22 protein-coding genes are annotated in these 25534 nt (G+C 67.3%); 6 read left to right on the forward strand and 16 right to left on the reverse strand.

Going from position 1 to position 25534, the window contains the following annotated elements:
- Window positions 1-7 precede the first annotated feature (7 nt).
- The 3 genes from CDOO_RS10760 to CDOO_RS10770 form a co-directional block, all read right to left on the reverse strand.
- On the reverse strand, window positions 8-2011 hold the full coding sequence (locus CDOO_RS10760; RefSeq protein WP_018020565.1) for an Hsp70 family protein: 2004 nt from the start codon (window positions 2009-2011) through the stop codon (window positions 8-10).
- A 206-nt stretch (window positions 2012-2217) separates the two neighbouring features.
- Complete coding sequence (locus tag CDOO_RS10765; RefSeq protein ID WP_018020564.1) at window positions 2218-3684, reverse strand: dynamin family protein; 1467 nt, start codon at window positions 3682-3684, stop codon at window positions 2218-2220.
- Complete coding sequence (locus tag CDOO_RS10770) at window positions 3681-5537, reverse strand: dynamin family protein (protein ID WP_038573418.1); 1857 nt, start codon at window positions 5535-5537, stop codon at window positions 3681-3683. Before CDOO_RS10770 ends, CDOO_RS10765 begins: the two co-directional genes overlap by 4 nt.
- A 264-nt stretch (window positions 5538-5801) precedes the next feature.
- On the opposite strand from CDOO_RS10770, the gene CDOO_RS13350 reads away from it, so the two are divergent.
- A complete protein-coding gene (locus CDOO_RS13350; RefSeq protein WP_018020562.1) occupies window positions 5802-7064 on the forward strand; it encodes a hypothetical protein in 1263 nt (420 codons plus the stop codon).
- Between the two features lie 79 nt (window positions 7065-7143).
- On the forward strand, window positions 7144-9135 hold the full coding sequence (locus CDOO_RS10780; RefSeq protein ID WP_018020561.1) for an ATP-dependent DNA helicase: 1992 nt from the start codon (window positions 7144-7146) through the stop codon (window positions 9133-9135).
- Here the strand turns inward: CDOO_RS10780 and CDOO_RS10785 are convergent.
- From CDOO_RS10785 to ctaD, 3 genes are all read right to left on the reverse strand, one after another.
- The gene (locus CDOO_RS10785; protein ID WP_018020560.1) at window positions 9125-9877 is read right to left on the reverse strand and encodes an aminoacyl-tRNA hydrolase; all 753 of its coding nucleotides are present in this window, start codon (window positions 9875-9877) and stop codon (window positions 9125-9127) included. The genes CDOO_RS10780 and CDOO_RS10785 overlap by 11 nt on opposite strands.
- Entirely contained in the window at window positions 9874-11166 is a 1293-nt protein-coding gene (serB, locus tag CDOO_RS10790; RefSeq protein WP_018020559.1) for a phosphoserine phosphatase SerB, read from the reverse strand. Before serB ends, CDOO_RS10785 begins: the two co-directional genes overlap by 4 nt.
- 133 nt (window positions 11167-11299) lie before the next feature.
- Complete coding sequence (ctaD, locus tag CDOO_RS10795) at window positions 11300-13066, reverse strand: aa3-type cytochrome oxidase subunit I (RefSeq protein ID WP_018020558.1); 1767 nt, start codon at window positions 13064-13066, stop codon at window positions 11300-11302.
- A gap of 370 nt (window positions 13067-13436) precedes the next feature.
- On the opposite strand from ctaD, the gene CDOO_RS14000 reads away from it, so the two are divergent.
- On the forward strand, window positions 13437-14345 hold the full coding sequence (locus tag CDOO_RS14000; RefSeq protein ID WP_018020557.1) for a VOC family protein: 909 nt from the start codon (window positions 13437-13439) through the stop codon (window positions 14343-14345).
- Window positions 14346-14349: 4 nt separating this feature from the next.
- On the opposite strand, the gene nrdF is transcribed toward CDOO_RS14000, so the two are convergent.
- Window positions 14350-15354: a class 1b ribonucleoside-diphosphate reductase subunit beta gene (gene nrdF / locus CDOO_RS10805; RefSeq protein WP_018020556.1), complete on the reverse strand. Its 1005-nt coding sequence runs from the start codon at window positions 15352-15354 to the stop codon at window positions 14350-14352.
- Window positions 15355-15713: 359 nt separating this feature from the next.
- Between nrdF and CDOO_RS10810 the strand changes: the two genes are divergently transcribed.
- Window positions 15714-16439, forward strand: coding sequence for a FadR/GntR family transcriptional regulator (locus CDOO_RS10810; protein ID WP_018020555.1), 726 nt, complete (start codon window positions 15714-15716; stop codon window positions 16437-16439).
- Window positions 16440-16511: 72 nt separating this feature from the next.
- On the opposite strand, the gene nrdE is transcribed toward CDOO_RS10810, so the two are convergent.
- From nrdE to ykgO, 4 genes are all read right to left on the reverse strand, one after another.
- Window positions 16512-18695, reverse strand: coding sequence for a class 1b ribonucleoside-diphosphate reductase subunit alpha (nrdE, locus tag CDOO_RS10815; RefSeq protein ID WP_038573420.1), 2184 nt, complete (start codon window positions 18693-18695; stop codon window positions 16512-16514).
- Window positions 18696-18735: 40 nt separating this feature from the next.
- On the reverse strand, window positions 18736-19170 hold the full coding sequence (gene nrdI, locus CDOO_RS10820; protein ID WP_018020553.1) for a class Ib ribonucleoside-diphosphate reductase assembly flavoprotein NrdI: 435 nt from the start codon (window positions 19168-19170) through the stop codon (window positions 18736-18738).
- A 68-nt stretch (window positions 19171-19238) separates the two neighbouring features.
- The gene (nrdH, locus tag CDOO_RS10825; protein ID WP_026159161.1) at window positions 19239-19472 is read right to left on the reverse strand and encodes a glutaredoxin-like protein NrdH; all 234 of its coding nucleotides are present in this window, start codon (window positions 19470-19472) and stop codon (window positions 19239-19241) included.
- A 511-nt stretch (window positions 19473-19983) separates the two neighbouring features.
- Window positions 19984-20106, reverse strand: a complete 123-nt coding sequence (gene ykgO / locus CDOO_RS10830; RefSeq protein ID WP_012732041.1) for a type B 50S ribosomal protein L36 — start codon at window positions 20104-20106, stop codon at window positions 19984-19986.
- A gap of 200 nt (window positions 20107-20306) precedes the next feature.
- Here ykgO and nadE point away from each other — a divergent pair, with 200 nt between their 5' ends.
- Window positions 20307-21146, forward strand: a complete 840-nt coding sequence (gene nadE / locus CDOO_RS10835) for an ammonia-dependent NAD(+) synthetase (protein ID WP_018020552.1) — start codon at window positions 20307-20309, stop codon at window positions 21144-21146.
- Between the two features lie 10 nt (window positions 21147-21156).
- Here the strand turns inward: nadE and CDOO_RS10840 are convergent, their stop codons facing one another.
- The 4 genes from CDOO_RS10840 to CDOO_RS10855 are packed head-to-tail and all read right to left on the reverse strand — an operon-like array spanning window position 21157 to window position 24210.
- The gene (locus tag CDOO_RS10840; protein WP_018020551.1) at window positions 21157-21909 is read right to left on the reverse strand and encodes a fructosamine kinase family protein; all 753 of its coding nucleotides are present in this window, start codon (window positions 21907-21909) and stop codon (window positions 21157-21159) included.
- Entirely contained in the window at window positions 21909-22889 is a 981-nt protein-coding gene (locus CDOO_RS10845) for an MDR family oxidoreductase (protein ID WP_018020550.1), read from the reverse strand. Before CDOO_RS10845 ends, CDOO_RS10840 begins: the two co-directional genes overlap by 1 nt.
- A gap of 29 nt (window positions 22890-22918) precedes the next feature.
- Window positions 22919-23359, reverse strand: a complete 441-nt coding sequence (locus CDOO_RS10850) for an anthrone oxygenase family protein (RefSeq protein WP_018020549.1) — start codon at window positions 23357-23359, stop codon at window positions 22919-22921.
- Window positions 23356-24210, reverse strand: coding sequence for an SDR family oxidoreductase (locus tag CDOO_RS10855; protein WP_026159158.1), 855 nt, complete (start codon window positions 24208-24210; stop codon window positions 23356-23358). The genes CDOO_RS10850 and CDOO_RS10855 overlap by 4 nt, the downstream gene beginning before the upstream one ends.
- Before the next feature lie 85 nt (window positions 24211-24295).
- Here CDOO_RS10855 and CDOO_RS10860 point away from each other — a divergent pair, with 85 nt between their 5' ends.
- Window positions 24296-24958, forward strand: a complete 663-nt coding sequence (locus tag CDOO_RS10860) for a MerR family transcriptional regulator (protein WP_155861242.1) — start codon at window positions 24296-24298, stop codon at window positions 24956-24958.
- A 21-nt stretch (window positions 24959-24979) separates the two neighbouring features.
- On the opposite strand, the gene CDOO_RS10865 is transcribed toward CDOO_RS10860, so the two are convergent.
- Window positions 24980-25513 (reverse strand): hypothetical protein, encoded by a 534-nt coding sequence (locus tag CDOO_RS10865; RefSeq protein WP_020384492.1) that lies wholly within the window; start codon window positions 25511-25513, stop codon window positions 24980-24982.
- Window positions 25514-25534: the final 21 nt, after the last annotated feature.

Raw genomic sequence — 25534 nt, forward strand, 5'->3', positions numbered from 1 at the left:
CGATCAGTTAGAAACCGTAGCGCTCGAGGTTCTTCTCGATCTCAGCCTTGTTGACCTTCGAGGCGTCATCGGCAGCATCCGGTTCGTAGCTGGAGATCTCGAAGAACAGGGTCATGTTGTCGTCGGGGTAGAAGATGCGAATATCGGCCTTCTGCGTTCCGTCGTCATCCACGCTGGCCAGGCCGATCTCCGGCTGGTCGCCAGAACTCTCCTGCAGGACATCGAACCCGTCGGGTGCGCCCGAGTTCGCCTCGTCGTAGGTCTTCTTCGCGTCATCTCCCGTGAAGACGTAGAAGCTGCCGAGGTATCCTTCGACCGACTTGTCGTCCTCCATCGTGCACCACGTGGCGGTCTCCGTCAGGTAGTCCTTGATGGACACGGGGATCGTGCTCGAGTTCTCCGTCGTAGTTTCTCCGAAGCAGTTGTCCGTCGCCTCCGTCAGCTGTGCCGGGACGACGGCCGCGATGTCAGGGCGTTCCGAGGCGAGGAAACCGTCCCCTGTCGTAGACGTCGATGCCGAGGTCGATGCTGCGGCGGAGCTCGACCCCGCCGCGCTCGTGGCCGACTCCTCGGAGGTGACGGTGGTCGTCGGCTCGGCCACCTGCTGCTCCTCCCCTCCTCCCCTGTTCAGGGCCCAGATTCCGCCACCTACAACCAGGAGCGCGGCCACGGCCGCGCCGCCAATGAGCAGCCCGCGGTTCGAGCCATCCGAGGTCGACTCCGAGCTCGGCACCGACGCCTGCTGCTGGGCGTAGGGATCCGCCTGGTGGGCCGGCTGGACCCGCGTCTCCGGCTGGGCCTGATTCTGGTGCTGGGGCTGCTGGGGCTGCGGCTGACGCGGGGTCTGGGCGCCGGCGTTTCCCGCGCCGAAAGCCGTGGCACCGGCAACACCTGCCGCCCCTGCCGCTCCCGCGGCGGGTGCGTGGGCAGGGGGCGTCGATACGCGCCGTTCTTCGTTGTTCGGCGTCGACTTACCGGAGATGTCGTGGCTGAAGCCAGCCATCGTCGCGGTCAGTGCGCCGCGGCAGACCACGGTCTTCGGGTCGTCGAGGGTCATCACCCGGCCGAGCTCACCCAGCCGGTTCTGCATGTGCGGGATGCGGGAGGAGCCGCCGGTCATGTAGATCGGGGTCGTGGCCGTGTCCACCCCCGCCTGGTCGAGCGCGGACTTGGTCAGCTCCACGGCGCGGGAGACGGCGCCGTCAATGACGTGGTTGAACTCGTCCCGGGTGAGCAGCAGGTCGCTCTCGCCCTCCGGGGTGGACACGGTGATCGTCGCCGAGGAGGTGTCCGAGAGCATCTCCTTGGCCTCGCGGATGTTCTGGTCCAGCGAGTGCATGGTGGAGATGGGGGCGGACTTCAGGTAGTCGGCCAGATCGGGGTCGTCGTGGCCGACCTGCTCCAGCACCCACCGGAAAAGAAGGTTGTCCACGGTGCGGCCACCGAGCGAGTTGTCACCCTTGGTGGCCACGACCTGGAAGTTTCCTCCCGCGTCCGCGCGCAGCACCGCGATATCCAGCGTGCCGCCACCGAAGTCGAAGACCGCGACGTGCGAGCCGTCCGCGATGGAGGACTGCGAGGCGTAGTGGATCGCCGCCGCCCGGGGCTCGGAAATGAGACGGATCGCCGAGCGTTCGACCCCGGCGTATTCCGCGGCGGCGACGAGCTGGTTGATGGAGTGCACCGACCACGCCTCGGGGTGCGTGAAGGTCACCGAGGCGGGTTTGTCCCCGCCGTGCTGCGCGGACGAGCGTTCCACCACGGAGCGCACGACGGAGCCGATGACCGTGGGAACCGGCACCTCGCGACCGCCGAGCTGCATGACGTCGTGGTCGATGTAGCGCTTGGGCGAGAGCGCCAGGCGCTGCGGATCGCGTCGGCCCAGGCCGATGGCGGTGTCACCCACGGCGAGGGAGACGGAGTCCGACCCGGAATCGGACTCGAGGAACACCGCAGACGGCATGAGGTTCGACCGGTGGGACAGTGCCACCGACTCCACCGCGTCCGTCATCGGCGACGTGTGCGCCGCCGCTGTGTTCGACGTACCAAAGTCAATGGCTAGATTCCACGGGCGAGACACGATGCAAACCTCCGAAGTCAAAAGGGTGAACTAACAGTAGGGCGATCTGAAAAACAGAATATCCCGCACAGACGCTTCTGTGCCGGGTGAGCGCACAAGTTAAGGTCCGGCCGAGGGGATTTTGTTCCCGTCCGCCGTCATCCCAGTTCCCGGTACCAGCGCTGCATTTCCTGGATCAGCCGCTCCCGGGCCTCATCCTCGGCGGCGGACAGGGGAAGCATCGCCATCTGCTGGAGCTCTCCGAGCTCCTGGTCCAGCCGCGCCCGGATCTCCGGCGTCGCCGCATCGCGCGGGAGGCCGACGGAAGCCGCGGCCGAAGCGGCGTTGATGGCACGGCGCAGCAGCGGAAGCAGGCGCGAGTCCGGCGTGGAGCTGAAGGTGTCCCGGTAACTGCGGTACAGCATGACCAGGTTGATGGCGGGCTGCGCCAGCGTCACCGACTGCACCCAGCGCACGTGCTCGCGGTTCGGGTGGGAGGTGGACAGCTCCGCCAGCTCATCCAGGACCCGGACCGCGCGCTGGAGCACGGCGTAGTACCTCACGTCCTCGACGAGGACCCTGGTCAGGGTGTCCACCCCGGACACCTCGCGCATCCATCCGGCGAGGGCCACGGCGCCGCCCGACGCCGCAGCCGCGCGGCCGGCCATGACCCCGTACTCCCCCACGGTGTCCAGCAGCCGGTTGCGCTGTTCGGCGGTGAATCCGGGCACGATCCGGCCCGGGTCGTCGAGTTCAACCACGTCCAGCAACTGTTCCCGGTTGAGCGGGGCCAGGCTGGCGAGCTCGCGGGCGAGGTCGTTGGTCACCCGGCCGGTGAACGCCGACTCGGCCAGCAGGCCCGACAGGGGGATGACACGGTAGACCGCACCCCCGAGCTCCTTCTCGATCCTCCCCGAGTGCTCGCGGGCGAAGTCGAGCGGATCACGCTCCCCAAACGCCCCCTCCCCGAAGGAGTCCGCCCGGGAGAGCACGCTGACCAAAGTCAGCGGGGTCATTCCCAGCTCGGAGAGGAAGGCTCGTTCGTCCTCGCGGGGAGCGGAGTCGGAGAGGAAGACCACGGAGTCGGCCCATTCACTGGCGCGCCGGGTGTCGGAGGCGCCGTCGATAAGCATCCTTCTGGTGCGCTGCTCATTCTCCACCGTGAGGGTGGCGGTTCCCGGGGTGTCGATGAGCCCGAGGGGGCGCAGCTGCGCGTTGGGCAGGAACTGGTGCACGTGGCTCACCTCGTCGAGGGGCCTGCCCAGGTCGGTGAGCGGGCCGTCGCGGAGCGGCACGCGGCTGACCTCCCCGTCGAGACCGTGCACCTCGGCGCGGGCGGGCGCCCCGTCGGAGTACAGGCTCACGGCCATGGTGCACTCGAGTGAACCGGTGGCCGCGATGTGGTGCTGGGTCAGGGCGTTGACCAGGGTGGACTTGCCCGCCTTGAGCCTGCCCACGACGGCGACACGCGGGGGTCGGTTGACCATGTCCCGGAGCTGCTCGGCGATGTCGGTGAGGTCGCCGCCCGCCGAGCCGAGCGCGTCGCAGCCCTGGCTCAGCAGGGTGGTCAGGTGGGCGACGATCCCGCTCTTGAACGCTGTGTTGTCCTGGTCTGGGTGGGTCACTGGGGTGCTCCTGCCGGGGTGTCACGGGTGGGTGCGGGTGCGGGCGCACGGAGCGTATCGACGTGCCCGTCCAGCTCCCGAATGGTGGCGGTGACGATGTCGAGGTTCTTGTTCAGCGTGGCCACCCGCGCCTGCCGCTCGGACTCGGAGTCCCGGGCGACGGTGCGGGCCTCGTCGATCTTCAGCTGCAGCTCCCGGCTCCGGGCCTTGAGGTTGCGGCGGTGGCTCATCATGATCTCGGAGCGCGCGGTGGTGATGACCATGTCCATCATGCGCACGGTCGACGCCTTCACGGTCGCGGTGGTCTCCCGCAGCCACTGCTGCAGGTGCTGCTTACCGTTGCGCATGGCACGGAAGCCGGCGTTGACCCCGATCCACGCGGCGCCGGCGAGAGGCGCGAAGGGGATGACCGCGGTGAGCAGGCCCGCCCCGACCATGCCCATGGTGAGCATCGAGGGATCCAGCAGGTCCTTGGTCTTCTTCGCCACCTCGGGGCCGGAGACCTCGCGGGGGCCGATGGACTGCAGCACCACGGCCATGACGGCGTCGCGGGTCTCGGCGTCGTCGGGGAACATGCGGTGGGTGTGGTCGGAGATCTCGTTGAGTAGCGCGGAGACGGTCTTGTCCATGACGCTGACCAGCTCGGTCTCGATCTGGCTGGTGAACACCTGGGGTTTCGCGCGCAGCACGCGCAGTCCCTCGGAGTCGATCCGCCGCGACCAGGCCTGCCGCAGCAGATCCAGCTCGCCGTCGAGGGTGTCGGTGATGCGGTTGCGGGTCAGGGCGATGTCGCGCTGGAACAGCTGCTCCCATTCCCCGGCCTGCTCGCGCAGCCGCTCCAGCCCGGCCCGCTCGTTCTCCAGCTCGGCCACCGCGGCCGAGGAGTCGGTGTTGATGGCGATGTCCTCGCTGATCGAACCCCTGATGCGGTGCAGCGCCCCGCGGGCGGCCTCCACCCCGGCCAGTTGCCCGCTACTCGACGGATTCTCCAGGTGGCCGCGGATCATCCTGCGCAGCTCGGCGATGCCGGAGCGTTCCTCCAGCTCGGCGCGCCGGGCGGGGTCGTCGGCCTGCGCAGCATCCACGGCCCGCAGCGACGAGACGCCGATGACCGGCAGTCTCACCCCGACGTGTTTCTCGATCAGACGTTTGTCGTCCTCAACGATGTCGCGCCAGCGGCGCAGGTTCTTGTCCGTCTTGGTCACCACGACGATGACCCCGCCGGTCTGGGTGCGGGCCCGGTCGAGGATGTCCATCTCGGGGGCCGTGATGGGCGTGGAGGCGTCGCAGACCATGAGCACCAGCCCGGCGCGGTTGGCCTCCTGCAGTGCGGCAGTGACGGCGTGTTCGTCGAGGCCGCCCACCCCCGGGGTGTCGATCACGGTGACCGCCCCGAGGTCGTCGAGATGCATCTCGATGTCCACGGCCGTGGGGATCAGGGCAATCTTCTCCTCGTCCCGGGAGCGCACCATCCCGGAGACCGACTCCTGCGTGGCCCACGTGACAATGTCCCCGGCGTTCGCCGGATCCCTCCGGTCCCCGCGGACCAGGGCAATCCTCGGCGCGGCGTCCGCCGGGATCTCCGGATCCACCCGCACCCGGATCGGCGCCGAGGTGCAGGTGAGCACGTCGACGGGCAGCAGGTTGCGGTGGCCGACCAGGGCATTGACCAGCGAGGACTTTCCGCGTTTGATCTCCCCGATGACCACCACGGTCCCGGCGCGGAAGGTGGTGTCCATGAGCTCCACGGCGTGCTCGGCCGTGCGTTCCATCCCGTACCGACGGATGATCTGGGTCGCCCGCTCGACCGATTCGCGGGGGCTCCGGCGCGTCTGCGCCACAGGTCTGGTCATCGTTGCCCTTTCTTCTCCCACCGACGAGGTGACCGCGGGACGTTGCCGCCCATTGTTTCCCACCCCAGCCCCGCCCGCACGGTGATGAGGGGGGAAACTCCTCGCAACACAGGTGTATTTGCAGTTAAAACATTAGATCACAAAAAATTTACGGGAACCCCGGAACATTTTCCGTCCCCCCGCATTTAACGTGTGACAGGACAGCAGAACGGTCCTGCGGAATACTCAAGACCACCCCCACTTTGAGCGGAAGGAACTGCCACCATGTCCAGCGAGAACACCCTCAACCAGAACTCCAACGCACAGTCCGCAGCAGGCTCCACCGAGAACGTCGTCAACGGCCAGGTCCTCGGCTCCGCCGACACCGACTTCGACGGCACCCAGGACACGATCTTCGTGGACACCGACGCCGACGGCGTCGCCGACGCCCGCGTCCAGGACACCAACAACGACGGTGAGGCCGACTACGGGGAGCTCGACACCGATGGCGACGGCGTCGTCAACACCGCCGTGGCCGACACGGACCGCGACGGCACCATCGATGTCGAGAGCCAGGACCTCAACAGCGACGGCCTGCTGGAGACCACCGTTCGCGACACCGACGGCGACGGCCAGATCAACCGCGCCGAGATCGACACCGACGGCGACGGGGTGGCCGACACCGACCTCGTCGACCTCGACGACGACGGCCTGGTCGACGCGGTCCTCGTCGACACTGACGGCGACGGCAAGGACGACACCCGCATGTACGACTTCGACGGCGACGGCACGCTCGATTCCACCGACGGTGTCGAGGCCAACCTCTCCGACGCGCAGCGCCAGCTCGGCGAGCAGGGCCTGGGCACGGACTTCACCCAGGGTGGCGAGGCCTCCGCAGCCACGTCCGCACCGGCAGCTGCTCCCACCGCCCCCCAGGAGAGCCCGGCTGAGACCCCGGCTCCGGCCGAGACCCCCGCTCAGGCCCCCACCGCCCCGCAGGAGACCCCGGCACCGGCCCCCGAGCGCGAGGAGGCACCCGCCCCCGCTCCGGAGGAGAACCCCACCGGTTCAGCTGCCCCCGCCAGCGCAGAAGTTCCCGCCGGCGGAGTGGAGATCGACCTCAACGCCGACGGCCTGGCCGACGGCATCGGCCTGGACCGGAACAACGACGGCAACTTCGACGAGATTCAAATCGACACCAACGCCGACGGCCAGCTCGACGAGATCATCAGCGACGAGAACTTCGACGGCCAGGTCGACCGCATCGACCAGGACACCGACGGCGACGGCGTGGTCGACCAGTTCTTCATCGACACCAACAACGACGGCCGCGCGGACGAGCAGCACACCGACACCGACGGTGACGGCACCTCGGACGAGATGATCATCGACACGGACCACGACGGCTACGGCGACGTCTTCGCGGTGGACACCGACGGCGACGGCTACTCCGACACCGAGGAGGCCATCACCACCGAGAACCTCGCCCCGGAGCTCGGCACCATCGAGACCTACGACAGCGCCGGCGAGTACACCGACGAGGTCTAGTCTCCCCCCCCTCCCTACCCGCCCGCCTCCCTTCCCGGGAGGCGGGTGCTTTGCTGTCTCCGGGATAGACTGACCGGTGATGAGCGACGACAGCACGGACGAACCACTGAACATCTCCACGGGGGAGCTTCTCGACGCCGCGGTCACCGCCCTCGGCGGCGCGCGCCGCGAGGGCCAGGTGGCCATGGCCGAGGCCGTCACCGCAGCCCTCGAGAAGGAACGCCACCTCGCCGTCCAGGCCGGCACGGGCACGGGCAAGTCGCTCGCCTACCTCATCCCCTCGATCCGTCACGCGCAGAACACCGACACCACCGTGGTCGTCTCCACCGCGACGATCGCGCTGCAGACGCAGCTCGTCGAGCGGGACCTTCCCCGCCTGGCCGACGCCCTGGAACCCGTCCTGCACCGCCGCCCCACCTTCGCCATCCTCAAGGGCCGCTCGAACTACGTCTGCCTGAACAAGGTCTCCCGCGGCGACCAGCCCCCGGAGGCGGAGGCGCTCATGGAGGAGGAGGACCTCTCCTGGCTGGGCAAACACGTCAAACGGGTGCACGAGTGGTCCAGCGAGACCGAGACGGGTGATCGCGACGACCTCGAGCCGGGCGTGCCCGATCTCGCGTGGAAGCAGGTCTCGGTGACCTCCTCGGAGTGCCTGGGGGCGTCGAAATGCCCGCACGGCGAGGAATGTTTTGCGGAGATGGCCCGCGCCAAGGCCCGCGACGTGGATGTCGTGGTCACCAACCACGCGATGCTCGCCATCGACGCCCTCGCGGACGTGGACATTCTCCCCGTACACGACGTGGTCATCATCGACGAGGCCCACGAGCTCGACGGGCGCATCACCTCGGTGGCCACCAGCGAGATCGCCCCGCGCACCATCAGGATGGCGGCCAAGCGCGGCGAGAAACTCAACGCAGCCGGCAAGGACACCGCTCTGGAGAACCTCGCCGAGGATCTGGACATGATGCTGCGCACCCGCGAACCCGGCCGCTGGGTCACCCTCGACGACACCTCCCGGGCCGCGCTGGGCGGGCTGCGTGACGGTCTGTGGGCGCTTCGCGACGCCATTGCCCGCGCCCCCGACGGCGAGGCCGCCAGCGACCCGGACCGCGCCGCCGAGCGCCAGAACCTGGCCAATCACCTGGGCGACCTGCACGACGCCGTGGTCCGCATCCTGGGTGTGTTCGGTTCCGAGGGGGAGGCGGACGCTTCCGAGGCCCGCGAGGTGGTGTGGCTGGAGCGCTCGGACCGCTACGGCGACACCCTCGCCGTCGCTCCCCTGTCCGTGGCCGGGCTGCTTCACGACCGCCTCTTCGGCGACCAGACCGTGGTCCTGACCTCGGCGACACTCACCGTCGGCGGGCGGTTCGACGTCCTGGCCGCCAGCTGGGGCATGCCCAAGGGGCAGTGGGACTCCCTCAATGCCGGCACCCCCTTCGACCCGAAGAAGGCGGGCATCCTCTACACGGCAAAACACCTGCCCACTCCCGGCCGTGAGGGCCCCGCCGAGGAGACCCTCGACGAGATCGCCGAGCTCATCACCGCCGCCGGCGGGCGCACCCTCGGACTCTTCTCCTCCCGGCGGGCGGCGCAGCAGGCGGCGGAGGCGCTGCGGACGAGGCTGCCCTTCGACATTCTGCTGCAGGGGGAGGATTCGACCGGCGCGCTCGTCGACAAGTTCACCCGCAACGAAAACACGTGCCTCTTCGGCACCCTGAGCCTGTGGCAGGGTGTCGACGTCCCCGGCCGGTCGCTGTCGCTGGTGCTCATCGACCGGATCCCCTTCCCCCGGCCCGACGATCCCCTGCTGCAGGCGCGCACCGAGGCGGCCACGGCCGCCGGGCGATCCGGGTTCATGGAGGTCTCCGCCACCCACGCGGCACTGCTCATGGCGCAGGGCGCGGGGCGGCTGCTGCGCTCGGTCAACGACCGCGGCGTGGTCGCCGTGCTGGACAATCGGCTGGTGACCAAACGCTACGGTTCCTACCTGCGGGCCTCGCTGCCGCCGTTCTGGGAGACCACGGATCCGGCCACCGTGCGCGCCGCGCTGAAACGCCTGGTCAAGCAGTAGCGGGCCGCAGGGCCACCACGGTGACGGAGTCCGGGGCCACCTCGGTGAATCCGGCGTCCCGGACGATGACGGCATCCTCCCGGGCGGCGAGCTCGCGGAACTCCTCTGCCGGCAGCTCCCTCACCTGCAGCTCGAACCCGGTCCGCGCCCAGGCCTGGATCTCCCCGCGGTCCATGGCGGCCGCCAGCAGCATGGAGCCGTGGCCGACCTGCGCCGCGGCCTTGCCCGTGCTCATGTCCAGGTCAGCGTTCAGGGCGATCAACGCGATCGCGGGATCGACCGGTGCGGTGCTGCGCGGGTCCTTCTCCAGCTCGGTGCCTTTGATCTGGAGTTTGCCGAGGTCGCGCGGCACGTCCTCGACCGGCGACGGCACGAACGCCCGGGCGCATGCGCCGTTGACTTCCACCGTCACGCCCGGCAGGCGCTGGACGTCCTCCCACTGTTTGTTCCGGCCGCGGCGGGCGATCTTGCGGATGAGGTGGTCGTACCAGTCGGTCAGGCCGGTCCGCCAGTCCGCGTCGGTCACGGCGCGGCCATCAAGACACACTGAAACCACCGCGCGGGCCGCGGCCTCGAGCAGGCTCGTGCGTTCCGGCGGGTTCGCCTTGGGCACATGCAGGGCGATCTGCATCGCCTGCACGGTCTCCGGGCGCTGCGTGTCCTCGCTGTGGCCGTGGCCGACCCGTTCCGCCAGCAGCTCGTGGGCCTGCGTCAACAGTCCCCGGTCCACGTCGATGGTCACGGGAGCAGCTCGGGGCGGCGGTAGGTGCCCGCCTCCACGTCCGAGGAGTCGACCTCGTGACGCGGGATCCCCAGGATGTAGAGCACCTCGTCGAGGAAAGGGTGGTTGACCGAGGTGTCGGCGATCTCCTTGAGGGCGGGCTTGGCGTTGAAGGCGATGCCCAGTCCCGCGGCGGAGATCATGTCGATGTCGTTGGCGCCATCGCCGACCGCGACGGTCTGGTGCATCTGCAGCCCGGAGTCCTCGGCGAACTCCCGCAGGAGCTCGGCCTTGGCAGCGCGGTCGACGACCGGGCCGGTCACCCGGCCGGTGAGTTTGCCGTCCTCGATCTCCAGGGTGTTCGCACGCACGTAGTCCAGCTCGAGCTCCGCCGCCAGGCCGTCCAGAACCTGGCTGAATCCGCCCGAGACCACGGCCGTGCGGTAGCCCATGCGGTTGAGGGTGCGGATGGTGGTCCGGGCACCCGGCGTCAGCTCGATGGCCGCGGCGACCTCGTCGATGACCGAGGCGTCGAGGCCGGCGAGCGCCCTGACCCGCTCGCGCAGGGACTGCTCGAAGTCCAGCTCGCCGCGCATCGCCCGCTCCGTGACCTCCGCGACCTCCTGCTCCCGACCGGCGTGGGCGGCGAGCATCTCGATGACCTCGCCGGTGATGAGCGTGGAATCGCAGTCGAAACACACCAGGCGCTTCGAGCGACGCGCCAGGCCGGCGCGTTCCATGGCGATGTCGATGGAGTTCTCGTAGGCCACCTCGGCCAGTGCCTTACGCACGTTCTTTGCCCCGCCCGGCTGGTAGTTGGGCACGGAGACAAAAAGTTCCAGGCCGGTGACCGGGTAGTCCGAGATGCCGCGGATGCGGTCGATGTTGACCCCGAAATCCGCCAGGGTCCGGCCGACCCGGTAAATATCCTCCGCGTTGACCGGGTTGCCCAGCAGCACCACGATGTGGGTGGAACGCGGGCGGGCACCGCTGGTCGCGTCGACGTCCGTCTCCACCGTCACTGCCTGCCCGTAGCCGCGCAGGCTCTCCTTCAGCCCGTCGCTGATGCGCTCCACGCGGGCCGGATCCAGGCCCACGAAGGCGGCCAGTGAGATGCGCCCGCGGAAGATGGCCTGCTCGACGTCGAGAAGCTGCACCTGGTTGGCCGCGAGCACCCGGAAGAAGGTCGCCGAGACGCCGGGCGAATCCGGACCGGACGAGGTGATGACGGCCGATTCCAGGCCCTCCCGCAGGCTGACGGTCGGGGCCTGGCTGAGGTCGGGGTCGAGGTCATGCGTTAGTTCGCTCACGCCTGACATTCTGGCACGGGTGTCCGGTTCCCTCGACGCGGGGTCCGCGCTCCGGGTTGGGCACACACAAAACCTCCCACCCCGAAAGGATTCGGGATGGGAGGAAACGTGCCGTTCAGCGGTGGCCAGGGCCCTACTGCTGGACGTGTGCGTGGCGGGAGGAGTCGCCCTCGGGGTTGGTCCGGGAGACCTTCTCGCGCGGGTCGGCGTCGTGGCCGAAGTGGGCCTCGCGGCGCATGCGCTCCACCATGTGCGGGTAGTGCAGCTCGAACGCGGGGCGCTCGGAGCGGATACGCGGCAGGGAGGTGAAGTTGTGGCGCGGCGGCGGGCAGGAGGTCGCCCACTCGAGGGAGTTGCCGTAGCCCCAGGGATCGTCGACCGTGACGACCTCGCCGTAGCGCCAGGACTTGAACACGTTCCAGACGAACGGGATGACCGAGGCGCCGAGGACGAAGGAGAAGATGGTGGAGATCTGGTTGAAGATGGTAAAACCGTCGGAGTCCAGATAGTCGGCGTAGCGACGCGGCATGCCCATGTTGCCCAGCCAGTGCTGGATGAGGAAGGTGCCGTGGAAGCCGATGAAGGTGAGCCAGAAGTGGATCTTGCCCAGACGCTCGTCGAGCATGCGGCCGGTCATCTTGGGGAACCAGAAGTACACGCCGGCGAAGGAGGAGAACACCACGGTGCCGAAGAGCGTGTAGTGGAAGTGCGCGATGAGGAAATAGGACTCAGCGAGCTGGAAGTCCAGCGGCGGGGAGGCCAGCATGACACCGGTCAGGCCACCGAACAGGAACGAGGACATGAAGCCCATGGCCCAGATCATCGGGGTCTGCCAGGTGATGTGGCCCTTCCACATGGTGCCCACCCAGTTGAAGAACTTCATGCCGGTCGGGATGGCGATGAGAAACGTCATGAAAGAGAAGAACGGTAGGAGAATCGCGCCGGTGACGAACATGTGGTGCGCCCAGACGGCCATGGACAGCGAGCCGATGGCCAGGGTGGCGAAGACGAGGCCGATGTAGCCGAAGACCGGCTTACGGGAGAACACTGGAACGATCTCGGAGATGACGCCGAAGAACGGCAGAGCGAGAACGTAGACCTCGGGATGGCCGAAGAACCAGAAGAGGTGCTGCCACAGGACCGCGCCACCGTTGGCGGAGTCGAAGATGTGGCCGCCCAGCTTGCGGTCGTAGAGGACGCCGAGGGCGGCGGCCAGCAGCAGCGGGAAGATCATCAGAGCGATGACCGAGGTGGTGAAGACGGTCCACACGAAGACAGGAAGGCGGAACATGGTCATGCCAGGTGCACGCATGCACAGGATGGTGGTGACCATGTTGACGGCGGAGGCGACGGTGCCCACGCCGGTCGCGCCGACGCCGACGATCCACATGTCCGCGCCGATGCCCGGGGTGTGGACGGAGTCTGCCAGCGGCATGTACATTGTCCAGCCGAAGTCAGCCGCGCCACCGGGGGTGAGGAAGCCGGAGAGCATGGCCACGCCACCGATGGTGGTGATCCAGAAGCCGAAGGCGTTCAGACGCGGGAAAGCCACGTCCGGGGCGCCGATCTGCAGCGGGAGCACGTAGTTGGCGAAACCCCAGACGATCGGGGTGCCGAACAACAGCAGCATCACGGTGCCGTGCATGGTGAACAGCTGGTTGAACTGTTCGTTGGACAGGAACTGCAGGCCCGGGGAGAACAACTCCGCACGGATCAGCAGAGCCATGAGGCCACCCAGGAAGAAGAAGCTGAACGACATGATGATGTACATGATGCCCAGCTGCTTGTGGTCGGTCGTGGTGAGTATTGTCCAGGCCTTTGAGCCTGTACGGCCGTTGCCCGTCGGCTCGGGACGATCTGGCGCGACGTAATCGTCGAGCCTGGGCGCGACAGCGGTCATAGGTTCCTCCTGACTACAGACGCGCCGTTCCCCCGGCGCGTCTCGATGATGTATCGCCTCACTGTAATACGTGGGAGCGACGCAATTCCAGTCCATGTCCGGACTGGAGACACAGTCCATCCTATCCTCTGCCCCCGCTTTTCACGATGGTTACTCAGATGCTGGCGGCGATCTGTCCGCGTTCACCCCGATAAACACCAGCCCACAGTGACGCACTCCACATTTCCCCGGCCCACCGCGCCGGCGCCTCCCCCGCACGACCGGCCCGACCCGCCCCCTAGTTGAGTAGTCCGAAAGGATGAGGGCTGGGGAAAGCGCCTATACGGTCGGCACAGAACCACTTCACCCACAGCAGCGGAGGCTTTTCCCCATGATCAAGATGACCAGGTTCCTCAGGCGTGTGCCGGGGATCTCCCACACGGAATTCGTGGAACAACACGAGACGGTGGGGGCGGCGTCGATACGCTCCTTCGCCGCCGACGACGGCCGGATTCTGCGTTACTCGCAGTCCCACCCGGCCACCGAGGGCGGGGACATCGACGGCGTGGACTACCTCTGGGCCGAATCCCGAGACGTCCTCGAGGAACTGCTGTCCTCGGAGACCTACCGCACCCGGGTACTGGCGAAGGAGGAGGCATTTATCGACGCCTCATCCACCCTCTCCCTCATCGGCGAGGTGACCGACGTCGTCGGAGATCCGACCACCGAGGCCACCGCCGTGGCACCCCTGGCCGATTCGCCGGACGTGTTCGGGCAGCTGCCGCGGGGGATCAACCACCTGGGCCTGACGGTTCCGGACCTCGACGCGGCCGCGGAGTTCCTCCGCGCCGCCTTTGACGCCAAGTTCGCCTACGACGGCCTCACCCCCGAGGACGATCCCCGCGAGGGCAAGGAGACGGAGCGCCAGCTGGGGCTTCCCTCGGGGGCGAAGATCCGGCGTCAACGCATGATGCAGATCGGGTACGGGCCGAGCATCGAGATGTTCGAGATCGACTCACCCGTGCAGCAGCAGCCGGCGGGGCTGGCGGATCTCGGGTGGAACCACGCGTGTGTCTACGTCGACGACATCGAGTCCTCCCTGCAGCGCGCGGTCGCGGCGGGTGGCGACGCGCTGTCCGGGACGCACCCGAACTCCGCCCACGAGGACACCGAGGGCAACGCGAGTGTCTACGTCCGCGCGCCGTGGGGCACGCTGTTTGAACTGCAGACCATCCCGGGCGGGCACTGGTACGACGAGTCGGCGGAGATCCACGTGTGGACCCCGCCGGCGCGCGCCTGAGCCTCTAGAACTCCCAGTCGTCGTCAGTGGTCTCCTCGGCCTTGCCGATGACGTAGGAGGAGCCGGAGCCGGAGAAGAAGTCGTGGTTCTCGTCGGCGTTGGGACTCAGCGCCGAGAGGATCGCCGGGGAGACCTTCGTCTCGTCAGCCGGGAACAGGCCCTCGTAGCCGAGGTTGTTCAGCGCCTTGTTGGCGTTGTAGCGCAGGAAACGTTTGACGTCCTCGGTCCAGCCGAGCTCGTCGTAGAGGTCCTCGGTGTACTGGATCTCGTTCTCGTAGAGATCAAACAGCAGGTCGAAGGTGTATTCCTTGAGCTCCTCCTGCCGCTGCGGGCTCTCCTCGCGCAGGCCGACCTGGTACTTGTAGCCGATGTAGTAGCCGTGCACGGCCTCGTCGCGGATGATCAGGCGGATGATGTCCGCGGTGTTGGTGAGCTTCGCGTGCGAGGAGAAGTACATGGGCAGGTAGAAGCCGGAGTAGAAGAGGAAGGACTCGAGCAGCGTCGAGGCGATCTTCTTCTTCAGCGGATCGTCGCCCTCGTAGTAGGAGAGGACGATCTTGGCCTTCTTCTGCAGGTTGTCGTTCTCCTCCGACCAGCGGAACGCGTCCTTGATCATCTGGGTGGAGGCCAGGGTCATGAAGATGTTGGAGTAACTCTTCGCGTGCACCGACTCCATGAACGCAATGTTGGTGTAGACGGCTTGCTCATGCATGGTCTTGGCGTCGTCGAGTAGCGACACCGCGCCCGAGGTGCCCTGGATGGTGTCCAGCAGCGTGAGGCCGGTGAACACCCGCATGGTGGTTTCGCGTTCCTTGTCGGTCAGCTTGTTCCACGCCGGGATGTCGTTGGACACGGGGATCTTCTCGGGGAGCCAGAAGTTACCCGTGAGCCGCTCCCAGACCTCGGAGTCCTTGTCGTCCGGAACTTCGTTCCAGTTGATGGCTTTGACGGGACGGCTGTGATCCGTGAGGTACGAGTCGTAGTCGTGGTTCTCGGTGGCGACGCTCAAGGTGATTCACCTAACTCAATCTGACATCGGAAGGGGCTGTGACCTGCCGCTTATCGACGGTCTTCCCACACTTTCTGGGAGCCGGAACAGGTTCGCGGCTTCACCAGGGCTGGAACCGTCAGTGTACCCATGACTCGTGCACTCGGCTTAGTCCCCCGGCCCAGTCCCCCCGCGCTGTTCCTCGGGGATTCCTCCCCGACTTTGTGTTCTCATCCGGAACAATTCACCCCCGGATTGTATGATCTTTTGTATATGCCCTCCCCGGTTCTCGGGTTGCCCGCACACCCCCGTGCACCGCGCATGCGAGGTCACCATCAGCCGGCCGCCCTGGCCGGTCAACGAAAGGACACGTGGCTGACATGCCCGGCGACATCGTTTCTTCCCCAGCCACCCCCCTCCTCACCACGGTCCTGGACGAGCTCGGCCGGGAGATCATCTCCGGTGTCATGCCCGAGGGGTACACCTTCACCCTGCAGACCATCGGCGACCGCTTCGACATCTCCCGCACCGTCGCCCGCGAGGCGATGCGCGCGCTGGAGCAGCTCGGGTTGGTCAACTCCTCGCGCCGCGTGGGCATCACGGTGCGCCCGCGCAACTCCTGGGCCGTGTTTGACCCGGCCGTCATCACCTGGCGGCTGCAGACCGACTCCGAACGTGACGCCCAGCTCCACTCCCTCACCGAGCTGCGCATCGCCGTCGAGCCCATCGCCTCCTACAACGCCGCCGCCTCGGCGACTCCCGCCCAGAAGGACGAGCTCCTGGCCCTGGCCACTACCATCCGCGAGCTCGGGGAAGGCACGCAGGGGGCGTCGTCGGATTTCCTGGCCGCGGACATGCGGTTCCATGCGCTGCTGCTCGAGGCCTCGGGCAACGAGATGTTCACCGCGCTGAGCTCGCCGCTGCTCAAGGCGCTCTACGGCCGCACCGAGTTCGGGATGCAGCCCGAGGTTCCCGCCAGCGAGGCGCTGGACGCCCACGAGAAGCTGGCCCGGGCGATCCACGCCGGTGACTGCCGGGCCGCGGAGACCGCCTCTCGCGAGCTCATTTCCGAGGTCCGCGAGGCGCTGGAGCCTGCGCAGGACTGACCGAGGCGACAAACGCCGTGCCCGTCTCCCCAGGCATTCCGGGGGCGGGCACGGCGTTCGTCGATAAGCGTCCTACAGCATGCAGGAGACGCAGCCGTCGACCTCGGTGCCGGCGAGCGCCATCTGGCGCAGGCGGATGTAGTACAGAGACTTGATGCCCTTGCGCCACGCGTAGATCTGCGCGCGGTTGATGTCGCGGGTGGTCACGTCGTCGCGGAAGAACAGCGTCAGCGACAGCCCCTGGTCCACGTACTTCGTGGCCTCGGCGTAGGTGTCGATGATCTTCTCGTACCCGATCTCGTAGGAGTCCTGGAAGTACTCCAGGTTCTCGTTGTCCATGTGCGGCGCCGGGTAGTACACCCGCCCGATCTTGCCTTCCTTGCGGATCTCGATCTTGGAGGCGATCGGGTGGATCGAGGCCGTGGAGTTGTTGATGTAGGAGATCGAGCCCGTCGGCGGGACGGCCTGGAGGTAGGCGTTGTAGATGCCGTGCTCCATGACATCGGCCTTGAGCTGCGCCCAGTCCTCGGCACTCGGCGTGTGCACGGTCGACGCGTCGAACAGGGCCTTGACCTTGTCGGTCTTCGGGGCGAAGTCGGCCGGGTCGTAGCGGTCGAAGAACGCTCCGGAGGCGTACTCGGAGGTGGCGAAGGAGTCGAAGGTCTCGCCGCGCTCGCGGGCGATGGTGTTCGAGGCCTTGATCGCGGCGAACATCACCGCGGCGAAGTACGCGTTGGTGAAGTCGAGGCCCTCCTCGGAGCCGTAGTGGATGTGCTCGCGGCCGAGGTAGCCGTGCAGGTTCATCTGGCCCAGGCCGATGGCGTGGGAGTTGTTGTTGCCCTCGCGGATCGACGGGACGGAGTCGATGCTGGTCTGGTCGGCGACGGAGGTCAGGCCGCGGATGGCGGTCTCGACGGTCTTGGTGAAGTCGGGCGAATCCATGGTCAGCGCGATGTTCATCGAGCCGAGGTTGCAAGAGATGTCGTTGCCGATGGTCTCGAAGGAGAGATCGTCGTTGAGCTCGGACGGGGTGTTGACCTGCAGGATCTCCGAGCAGAGGTTGGACATGTTGATCCGGCCCTGGATCGGGTTGGAGCGGTTCGCCGTGTCCTCGAAGAGGATGTAGGGGTAGCCGGACTCGAACTGGATCTCCGCGAGGGTCTGGAAGAAGTCGCGGGCGTTGAGCTTGGACTTGCGGATGCGGTCGTCCTCGACCATCTCCCAGTAGTGCTCGGAGATGGAGATGTCGCCGAAGGCCTTGCCGAAGACGCGCTCGACGTCGTACGGGCTGAACAGGTACATGTCGTCGTTCTTGCGGGCCAGCTCGAAGGTGATGTCCGGGACGACCACGCCGAGCGACAGGGTCTTGATGCGGATCTTCTCGTCCGCGTTTTCGCGCTTGGTGTCCAGGAACCGCATGATGTCGGGGTGGTGCGCGTTGAGGTAGACCGCGCCGGCGCCCTGACGTGCGCCGAGCTGGTTGGCGTAGGAGAAGGAGTCCTCCAGGAGTTTCATCACGGGGATGACACCCGAGGACTGGTTCTCGATGTGTTTGATGGGCGCGCCGGACTCGCGGATGTTGCTCAGCAGCAGGGCGACGCCGCCGCCGCGCTTGGACAGCTGCAGCGCGGAGTTGATGGAGCGGCCGATGGACTCCATGTTGTCCTCGATGCGCAGGAGGAAGCAGGAGACGAGCTCGCCGCGCTGCGCCTTACCGGCGTTGAGGAAGGTCGGGGTGGCCGGCTGGAAACGCCCGCCCATGATCTCGTCGACGAGGTTCTCCGCCACGGCGGTGTCACCCTCGGCGAGGAAGAGGGAGGTCATGGCCACGCGGTCCTCGAAACGCTCGAGGTAGCGGTTCCCGTCGAAGGTCTTCAGGGTGTACGAGGTGTAGTACTTGTACGCGCCGAGGAAGGTGTGGAAACGGAACTTGAACGCGTAGGCGCGCTTGTACAGGGACTTGATGAAGTCGAAGTCGTACTGGGCCAGCACCTCCGGCTCGTAGTACCGGTTCTCCACCAGGTAGTCGAGTTTCTCCTCCAGATCGTGGAAGTACACCGTGTTCTGGTTGACGTGCTGCAGGAAGTACTGGTTGGCCGCCTCCCGGTCCTTGTCGAACTGGATCATGCCCTCGTCGTTGTAGAGGTTGAGCAGGGCGTTGAGGGCGTGGTAGTCGAGCTGGTCGCGGTTCGGGCTGTTCGGGCTGGACTGTCCGAGGACGGTGGTGGTGCTCACGGTGGGAGGGGCCTTTCTCATGGCGGGGAGGACGGTGCGTGTCGACGTTCGTGCGTGGCGCTTATGCCGGCGAAGGATTCAGTCCCAGGTGCTCCGCCCGGGACAGCAGGTTCTCCCGGACGATGCGCACGTCCTCGTCGTTGCCGAAGAGTTCGTAGCGGTAGACGTAGGGGACCTGGCATTTCCGGGAGATGACCTCGCCGGCCTTGCCGTAGTCCGCCCCGAAGTTGGTGTTTCCCCCGGAGATCACGGCGCGGATGAGGCTGCGGTTGTGGGTGTCGTTGAGGAACCGGATGACCTGGCGGGGAACGGGCTGGCTGTTCTCGTGACTGACGGACGCCCCTCCCCCGTAGGTGGGGCAGACGAGGACGTAGGGCTCGTTGACGGTGAGCGGCTCATCGCTCAGCCGCAGCGGAATACGGACGCTGGGCAGCTGGAGCTTATCGACGAACCGGCGCGTGTTCTCCGTGACCGAAGAGAAGTACACGATCAACATGCAGGGGCCCTGATTCTTTTCTCCACCACGCGGCGACCGCGCGGTGGTTGGTGGAGCGGGTGCTTCTGTTAGGCGACGCGCGCGGCGAGCGCGGAGATGCGCTCGGGGCGGAAGCCCGACCAGTGATCGCCGTCGACGGCGACAACGGGAGCCTGGAGGTAGCCGAGCGCCATGATGTAGTCGCGGGCCTCGGTGTCGACGGAGACGTCGACGAGCTCGTAGTCGAGCCCGGCGCGGTCGAGGGCCTTCTTGGTGGCGTTGCACTGGACGCAGGCGGGCTTGGTGTAGACGGTGATGGCCATGGTGGAAGTCCCTCGCTGAAGATGGTGGCGGGCGACCCTCGGAACAGGGGCGCTACTTGTATTCTTTTTCGCTGTGGTCAACGCCCGGTGGGTGAATTACATCCCGCGTTGGCCTGTCCCGGTAGACACTATACTTTGTGCCCGGAACCCGCAATACGCACTACATATAGTAGTTACATGGGTGGTATTCCCAGTACGCGAGTTCGGCCCAGCCTACATATTGAATTGCCCGCGCCGCCTCGGCCCGGCACCGAATTACACGGGCGGAAGTTGTCCTGCGGAAAGTGCTGTTCGCCGGCCGCGAGGGGCGCTAAATGTGACAAACACCACACTTTCGCCCGCCTCCCCCAAGTCCTTCGAATTCCTTCCTTCGGAAAGTTGGTCAATCACCTTGTGTCCGACGGAAGCTTTTCGAAAGATCGCGCCGAACCCAACTCCACAGATACGAAAAAACCGCCCACCGACAATGTCGGTGAGCGGTGACGGGAGCCTGGCGGCCCCGGATCCGGAACTAGCCCTGGCGGGCCTTGAAGCGGGGATCCTTCTTGTTGATCACGAAGACCTTGCCGTGGCGACGGACAACCTGGGCGCCCGGCTTGTTCTTCAGCGACCGAAGCGACTTGCGAACCTTCATCGGGCGCTCCTTTCTTATCTGCGCGACGTTGACTTTCGCCGGCTACAACTCCCGCGAAAGTAAAGACCGCGAAAAGCCTGACGACGGCTGGCAGAGTAGCCAGCCATGACACGAGGGGAAACCTTACCCCACACCGGGCCCTTCCACCAAAACAGGAAAACCTCACGTCCACGCCGGACAGCGCACTACGCTGGGGCGACATGAATCCCGACGCCGCCAGCACCCAGGCCCACATCATCGCCGCACTAGGGACCCGTCCGACCAGGGACCCCGGGGAGGAGATCGCCCGGCGGGTCGATTTCCTCGCGGACTACCTCGCCACCACGGGAGCGAAGGGGTTTGTCCTCGGCATCTCCGGCGGGCAGGACTCCACGCTGGGAGGCAGGTTGGCGCAGCTGGCCGTCGAGAAGTTTCGCAGCGACGGGGCGGATGTCGCGTTCTGGGCGCTGCGCCTGCCCTACGGGGTTCAGTCGGATGAGGCGGACGCGCAGGTCGCGCTGGAGTTCATCCGGCCCGACCACAGCCTGGTGATCAACATCAAAGACGCGACCGACGCGGCCGAGCGCGACGCCGCGCGTGCGCTGGGGCAGGCCGAGCTCAGCGACTTCAACGTGGGCAACATCAAGGCCCGCCAGCGCATGATCGCCCAGTACGCCGTCGCCGGGGAGAAGGGCCTGCTGGTCATCGGCACGGACCACGCGGCGGAGAACGTCACCGGGTTCTTCACCAAGTTCGGCGACGGCGCCGCCGACCTGCTGCCCCTGGCGGGTCTGAACAAACGCCAGGGCGCGGCCATGCTGGAGGCCCTCGGCGCGCCGGAATCGACGTGGCTGAAGGTGCCCACCGCGGATCTCGAGGACGACCGGCCGGCGCTGCCCGACGAGGAGGCGCTGGGCGTCACCTACCGCGACATCGACGACTACCTCGAGGGCCGCGCGGTGTCCGGGCAGGCGAGCGAGCGCATCGAGCAGCTGTGGGCGAAGGGCACCCACAAGCGCCACCTGCCGGCCGGGCCGGACGACCAGTGGTGGCGCGGCTAGAACCGCGCGGCTATCCCAGGATCTCCAGGGTCTCCCGCGCCGCGTCGACGAGCGCGTCGCCGTAGCTCGGGCCGTGGGAGGCGGCGTGCACGGCCAGAGGGTGGAGCTGGTGGATCGGGGTGTGGGTGAGCCAGCCGCCCGGAAGCGGGTTGACCTCGGCGTACCCGGCGCGGATCTCCGCCAGGTGGGGAGCACCGAAGAGCGCAAGCATGGCCAGGTCCGTCTCCGGGTGGCCGCCGTGGGCCGCGGGGTCGATCATCACCGCGCCCTGCTCGCCGAAGAGCAGATTGCCCGACCACAGGTCGCCGTGCACCCTGGCCGGGCTGACGTCCCAGCGGTGCTCGCGGATGAGAGCGCAGGCACGGCGCACGGTCTCCAGCCCGTCGGCGGAGAGGTTTCCCACCCGCTGGGCCTTCTCCGCGAAGGGCAGAACCCGCTGGTCGGCGTAGAACTCACCCCAGCTGTGCGCGGGTGTGCACTCCTGGGTCTGCGTCCCGATGTAGTTCGGCCCGTCCCAGCCGGGCGGCGGGGAGCCGAAGGCCTCGGCACCGGCGAGGTGGATCCGGGCGAGCTCACGCCCGGCCTCCCGCGCGGCCTCGGCGGTGGGGCGCACCGGAGCGACGCGTGTGGTGGTGATCTGGTGTTCGTCCGCCGAGACCACCTCAGCTACCGCGTCGGAGGCCTCGCGCAGCCAGCGCAGGCCGGCGGCCTCGGCGAGCGCGGACTGCGGTTCGTCGGGATTCTTGGAGAAGGTCTCTGCCATCAGCGAACGCGCACCGCCGTGCGGCCGGAGAGCTTGCCGTCCATGAGGTCCGAACCTGCCTGAATGACCTCGTCCAGGCCAATGACGGTGGTCATGTCATCCAGAACCGCGGCGTCGAGCTTCTCCGCGAGCAGATCCCACGCGCTCTGGCGCAGCTCCAGCGGGGCGTCGACGGAGTTGACGCCGGCGAGGTGCACGCCGCGGAGGATGAAGGGCATGACGGTGGCGGGCAGGTCGACACCCTGGGCCATGCCGCAAGCGGTGACCACTCCACCCCACTTGGTCTGCGCGAGGATGTTGGCCAGGGTGGTTGAGCCGACGGAGTCAACGGCACCGGCCCAGCGTGCCTTCTGCAGCGGCTTGCCCTCCTCGCCCAGATCAGCGCGGTCGAGGATGTCGGAGGCGCCGAGTTTCGTGAGGAACTCGGCGTGCTCGTCCTGACGTCCGGTCACGGCCACGGTGGTGTAGCCCAGCTGGCTGAGCAGGTGCAGCGCCACGGAGCCGACGCCGCCGGTGGCACCGGTGACCAGAATCTCGCCGTCCTCGGGCTGCACCCCCTGGCGCACGAGTGCATCGACGCTGAGCGCGGCGGTGAACCCTGCCGTGCCCAGAGCGCCGGCCTGCTCAGCGGTGAACGCCGAAGGCAGCGCGATGGTGGAGGAGGCGTCGATACGCAGCTGCGGGGTGTAGCCGCCATGGCGCTTCTCCCCCAGCCCGGCGCCGTTGAGGATGACGGAGTCGCCCGCCGAGAAGCGCTCGCTGGCGGACTCCACCACGGTCCCCACCGCGTCGATGCCCGGGATGAGGGGAACCTGGCGGGCGATGGACTTGTCGCCGCGCAGCGCCATCGCGTCCTTGTAGTTGAGGCTGGAGTGGGAGACGTCGATGAGCAGATCCCCCGCGCCCAGGAAGGAATCGTCGCCGCTGATGTCGCGGAGCTCGGCTTCGTAGTTGTCGTTGAGAACAATGCTGTTGGTCATGCTCGCCAGGGTAGGCGCACCGACGGGGATCAGGCAGCCCCCACCGTCCCGCAGACCACGAGCACGAACCCCAGCAGCTGCAGCGAACCGCGGATGAGCTGGAACACGTCCCAGCGCCGCCGCATCTCCAGGAACCCCTCCGGCGCCTGCTGCTCGCGGATCCGGCCCGTCCGGATGTTGATGGGCACGTTGCCGGCGATGGTGACCACCAGCGCGACGACGAGCACCACCGCCGCCACGACGAGCAGCGGCGACGGCTCCCGGCCGGCCAGTATCCCCGCGAGCACGGCCGCCGCCGTCATCCCCACGGGCATGACCCGGCCGAAGGTGCGCAGCAGTCCCTTCTCCATGACCAGCTGCGCGTCGGGTTCGAGCCTGCGGATCACCGGGTGCACGAGCGTGGCGGAGGCGAACTCCGCGCCGCCGACGAACCCCGACACCAGCACCGTCGCCACCGCGAGCGCACTCACTGCTGCGCCAGCCAGTCAGCGAAGGACGTCGGCGGGCGCCCGAAATCGCGGAAGAAGTCGGTGGTGTCCGTGACGTCGCCGTGGGTGTCCATCGTCTGCATGATGCCCAGCGGCCTGGTCATCTTTCCCCCCATCACCGTCGCGTTGAGCATCTTCATGAACCACAGCGGCATGACACGCACCGCCTGCTCTTTACCCGTAACCGCCCGGGCGTACTTATCGACGGCGTCCCGCAGCCCCATCGCCTCGGTGCCGGCGACGTCGTAGACATGGTTGTCGCCGTCCTCCGCCACCAGCGCCCGAGAGGCCGCGGCCATGACGTCGTCCGCCGCGATGGGCCGGACGGGGTGCGGCTGTTTCCCGATGAGCACCGGCTTTCCGCCCCGGAGAAACTGCGCGAGTGTCTCGTTGATGAAACCCAGGCGCAGGACCGTGGCCGGCACCACGCCGGTGAGGACGTGCTCCTCGCCGCGCACCTTGGCCTGTTCCCAGTGGTACGTGGCGTAGGCGGGCTGGGAGTACATCCCGGAGATGAGCACGATGCGCCTGACCCCGGCCGCAGCCGCGGCTTTGGCGACGGCTTTCACGCCCGTATCCTCGACGGCCGCGGCGGTGGCCTTGTCGTGTCCGCCGTTGACGCAGATGAGGACCCCGTCCATGTCCTCCAGCGCCGCGGGCAGTGTCTCGGGCCTGGTCATGTCGGCCCGAGCTGTCTCCACCGTGTCCGGAAAGGTATCTTGAGCGGGTTCGGTGCGTGTCAGCGCGCGAACGTGGTGACCGTCCGCAGCCAGTCGTCTCACTGCGTATCCGCCCAGGTAGCCGGTGCCCCCGAAAACAGCGATGCGTGCCATGTGTCCCTTTCACGTCGGTACTGGTCCCAATAGATACTGCTACTATCCACACCCTTCTGCAAGAGTAAACCACTAAAGTGAGCACATGTCCACAATGAAAATGGCGGAGCTGTCCAGGCGATCCGGCCTCAGCGTCCCGACCATCAAGTACTACCTGCGCGAGGGCCTGCTCGAGCCCGGGCACCGCACCGGAATCAACCAGGCCGCCTACGACGACTCCCACCTCGACCGTCTGCGCCTCATCCGGGCCCTCTCCAAGGTCGCCGGGCTCCCCCTGGCCAAGATCCACGAGATCATCGACGTCCTCGACTCCGACTCCTCCATCGAGGAGGCCCTCGCGCTCACCCAGGACGCCCTGGTGCAGAAGGCGGGGCCAGTGCCCGAGGGCAGCGCCGACGAAGTTTCCGCCGATCCCGAATCACAGGCGCTGCTGGAGAAACTCATCGAGGCCCGCGGCTGGCCCCACGACCCCTCCTCCCCGGCCCACCAGGCCGCGGCCCAGGCGCTGTCGGAGCTCCGCGCCGAAGGGCTGGACTCCGTGCTTGACCGCGTCGACGAGTACTCGGCGCTCGCCGACGAGATCGCCCGCCTCGACCTCGACGCCATCGCCCGCGCCGACGACCCCGAGGACACCGTCCGACTGGTCGTCCTCGGCAGCACCCTGCGCCGCCCACTTCTCGATGCCCTCATCCTCATCGCCCAGCAGAAGGCGTCGATCCGTACGTTCGGCGGAGGGCCGGGCAACTAGCTGCTCGCGGAGTTGACAGGGTCAGTGCTCCACCACCACGCCCTCCGTGGAGATGAGCCCGCTGTCCCCGTCGATCCGGAACGAGTTCTCCCCCACGGAGCACGTGAGGTCGAGAGCCTCGTCCACCTCGCACCTCACCGAGCCCAATTCGAACCACTGGCCGCGCTCCAGCGTCACCTGTGCGGGTGGAACGCCCTCGAACAGGGTGTAGCGCACCCCGGTGTCACTCACGGAGACCGCCGACGGGGCCTGATCCGCGAACGGCGGAACACTGATGTCAGGAACGTCCGGGCCCGCCACCCCCAGGCAGGTAGCTCCCTCGGCGTCGAAGAAACACTCGCGCGCCCGTCCGTTCGCGCTGGGGTACTTGAACACGTGGCCGTCGCCCGGGCCACGGAAAGTCTCCGGGTCGACCCGGTTCTCCGGGGCGCTTTCGGCCGAGGAGGTGATCGGGGTGACCTGGGGCAGGGACGCCCGCTCATCGTCGACACCACACCCCGTCACCCACAGGGAGCAGACACACAGGGTCGCCGCGCTGGCGGTTCGATAGCTCATACTCCAGAGATTAGGCACGAA

Origin of the sequence: Corynebacterium doosanense CAU 212 = DSM 45436 (assembly GCF_000767055.1) — a bacterium.
GTDB lineage: Bacteria > Actinomycetota > Actinomycetes > Mycobacteriales > Mycobacteriaceae > Corynebacterium > Corynebacterium doosanense.

Bases quoted from the DNA above. Each gene is read 5' to 3' on its own strand.
- CDOO_RS10845 (WP_018020550.1), bottom strand. From the start codon at position 22,889: ATGACCAACAGCATTGTTCTCAACGACAACTACGAAGCCGAGCTCCGC.
- CDOO_RS10855 (WP_026159158.1), bottom strand. From the start codon at position 24,210: ATGGCACGCATCGCTGTTTTCGGGGGCACCGGCTACCTGGGCGGATAC.
- nrdI (WP_018020553.1), bottom strand. From the start codon at position 19,170: ATGTTGATCGTGTACTTCTCTTCGGTCACGGAGAACACGCGCCGGTTC.
- CDOO_RS10770 (WP_038573418.1), bottom strand. From the start codon at position 5,537: ATGACCAGACCTGTGGCGCAGACGCGCCGGAGCCCCCGCGAATCGGTC.
- CDOO_RS10760 (WP_018020565.1), bottom strand. From the start codon at position 2,011: ATGACGGACGCGGTGGAGTCGGTGGCACTGTCCCACCGGTCGAACCTC.
- CDOO_RS10860 (WP_155861242.1), top strand. From the start codon at position 24,296: ATGTCCACAATGAAAATGGCGGAGCTGTCCAGGCGATCCGGCCTCAGC.
- CDOO_RS10780 (WP_018020561.1), top strand. From the start codon at position 7,144: ATGAGCGACGACAGCACGGACGAACCACTGAACATCTCCACGGGGGAG.
- nadE (WP_018020552.1), top strand. From the start codon at position 20,307: ATGAATCCCGACGCCGCCAGCACCCAGGCCCACATCATCGCCGCACTA.
- CDOO_RS14000 (WP_018020557.1), top strand. From the start codon at position 13,437: ATGATCAAGATGACCAGGTTCCTCAGGCGTGTGCCGGGGATCTCCCAC.
- CDOO_RS10840 (WP_018020551.1), bottom strand. From the start codon at position 21,909: ATGGCAGAGACCTTCTCCAAGAATCCCGACGAACCGCAGTCCGCGCTC.
- CDOO_RS10810 (WP_018020555.1), top strand. From the start codon at position 15,714: ATGCCCGGCGACATCGTTTCTTCCCCAGCCACCCCCCTCCTCACCACG.
- ykgO (WP_012732041.1), bottom strand. From the start codon at position 20,106: ATGAAGGTTCGCAAGTCGCTTCGGTCGCTGAAGAACAAGCCGGGCGCC.
- ctaD (WP_018020558.1), bottom strand. From the start codon at position 13,066: ATGACCGCTGTCGCGCCCAGGCTCGACGATTACGTCGCGCCAGATCGT.
- CDOO_RS13350 (WP_018020562.1), top strand. From the start codon at position 5,802: ATGTCCAGCGAGAACACCCTCAACCAGAACTCCAACGCACAGTCCGCA.
- CDOO_RS10865 (WP_020384492.1), bottom strand. From the start codon at position 25,513: ATGAGCTATCGAACCGCCAGCGCGGCGACCCTGTGTGTCTGCTCCCTG.
- nrdE (WP_038573420.1), bottom strand. From the start codon at position 18,695: ATGAGAAAGGCCCCTCCCACCGTGAGCACCACCACCGTCCTCGGACAG.
- nrdH (WP_026159161.1), bottom strand. From the start codon at position 19,472: ATGGCCATCACCGTCTACACCAAGCCCGCCTGCGTCCAGTGCAACGCC.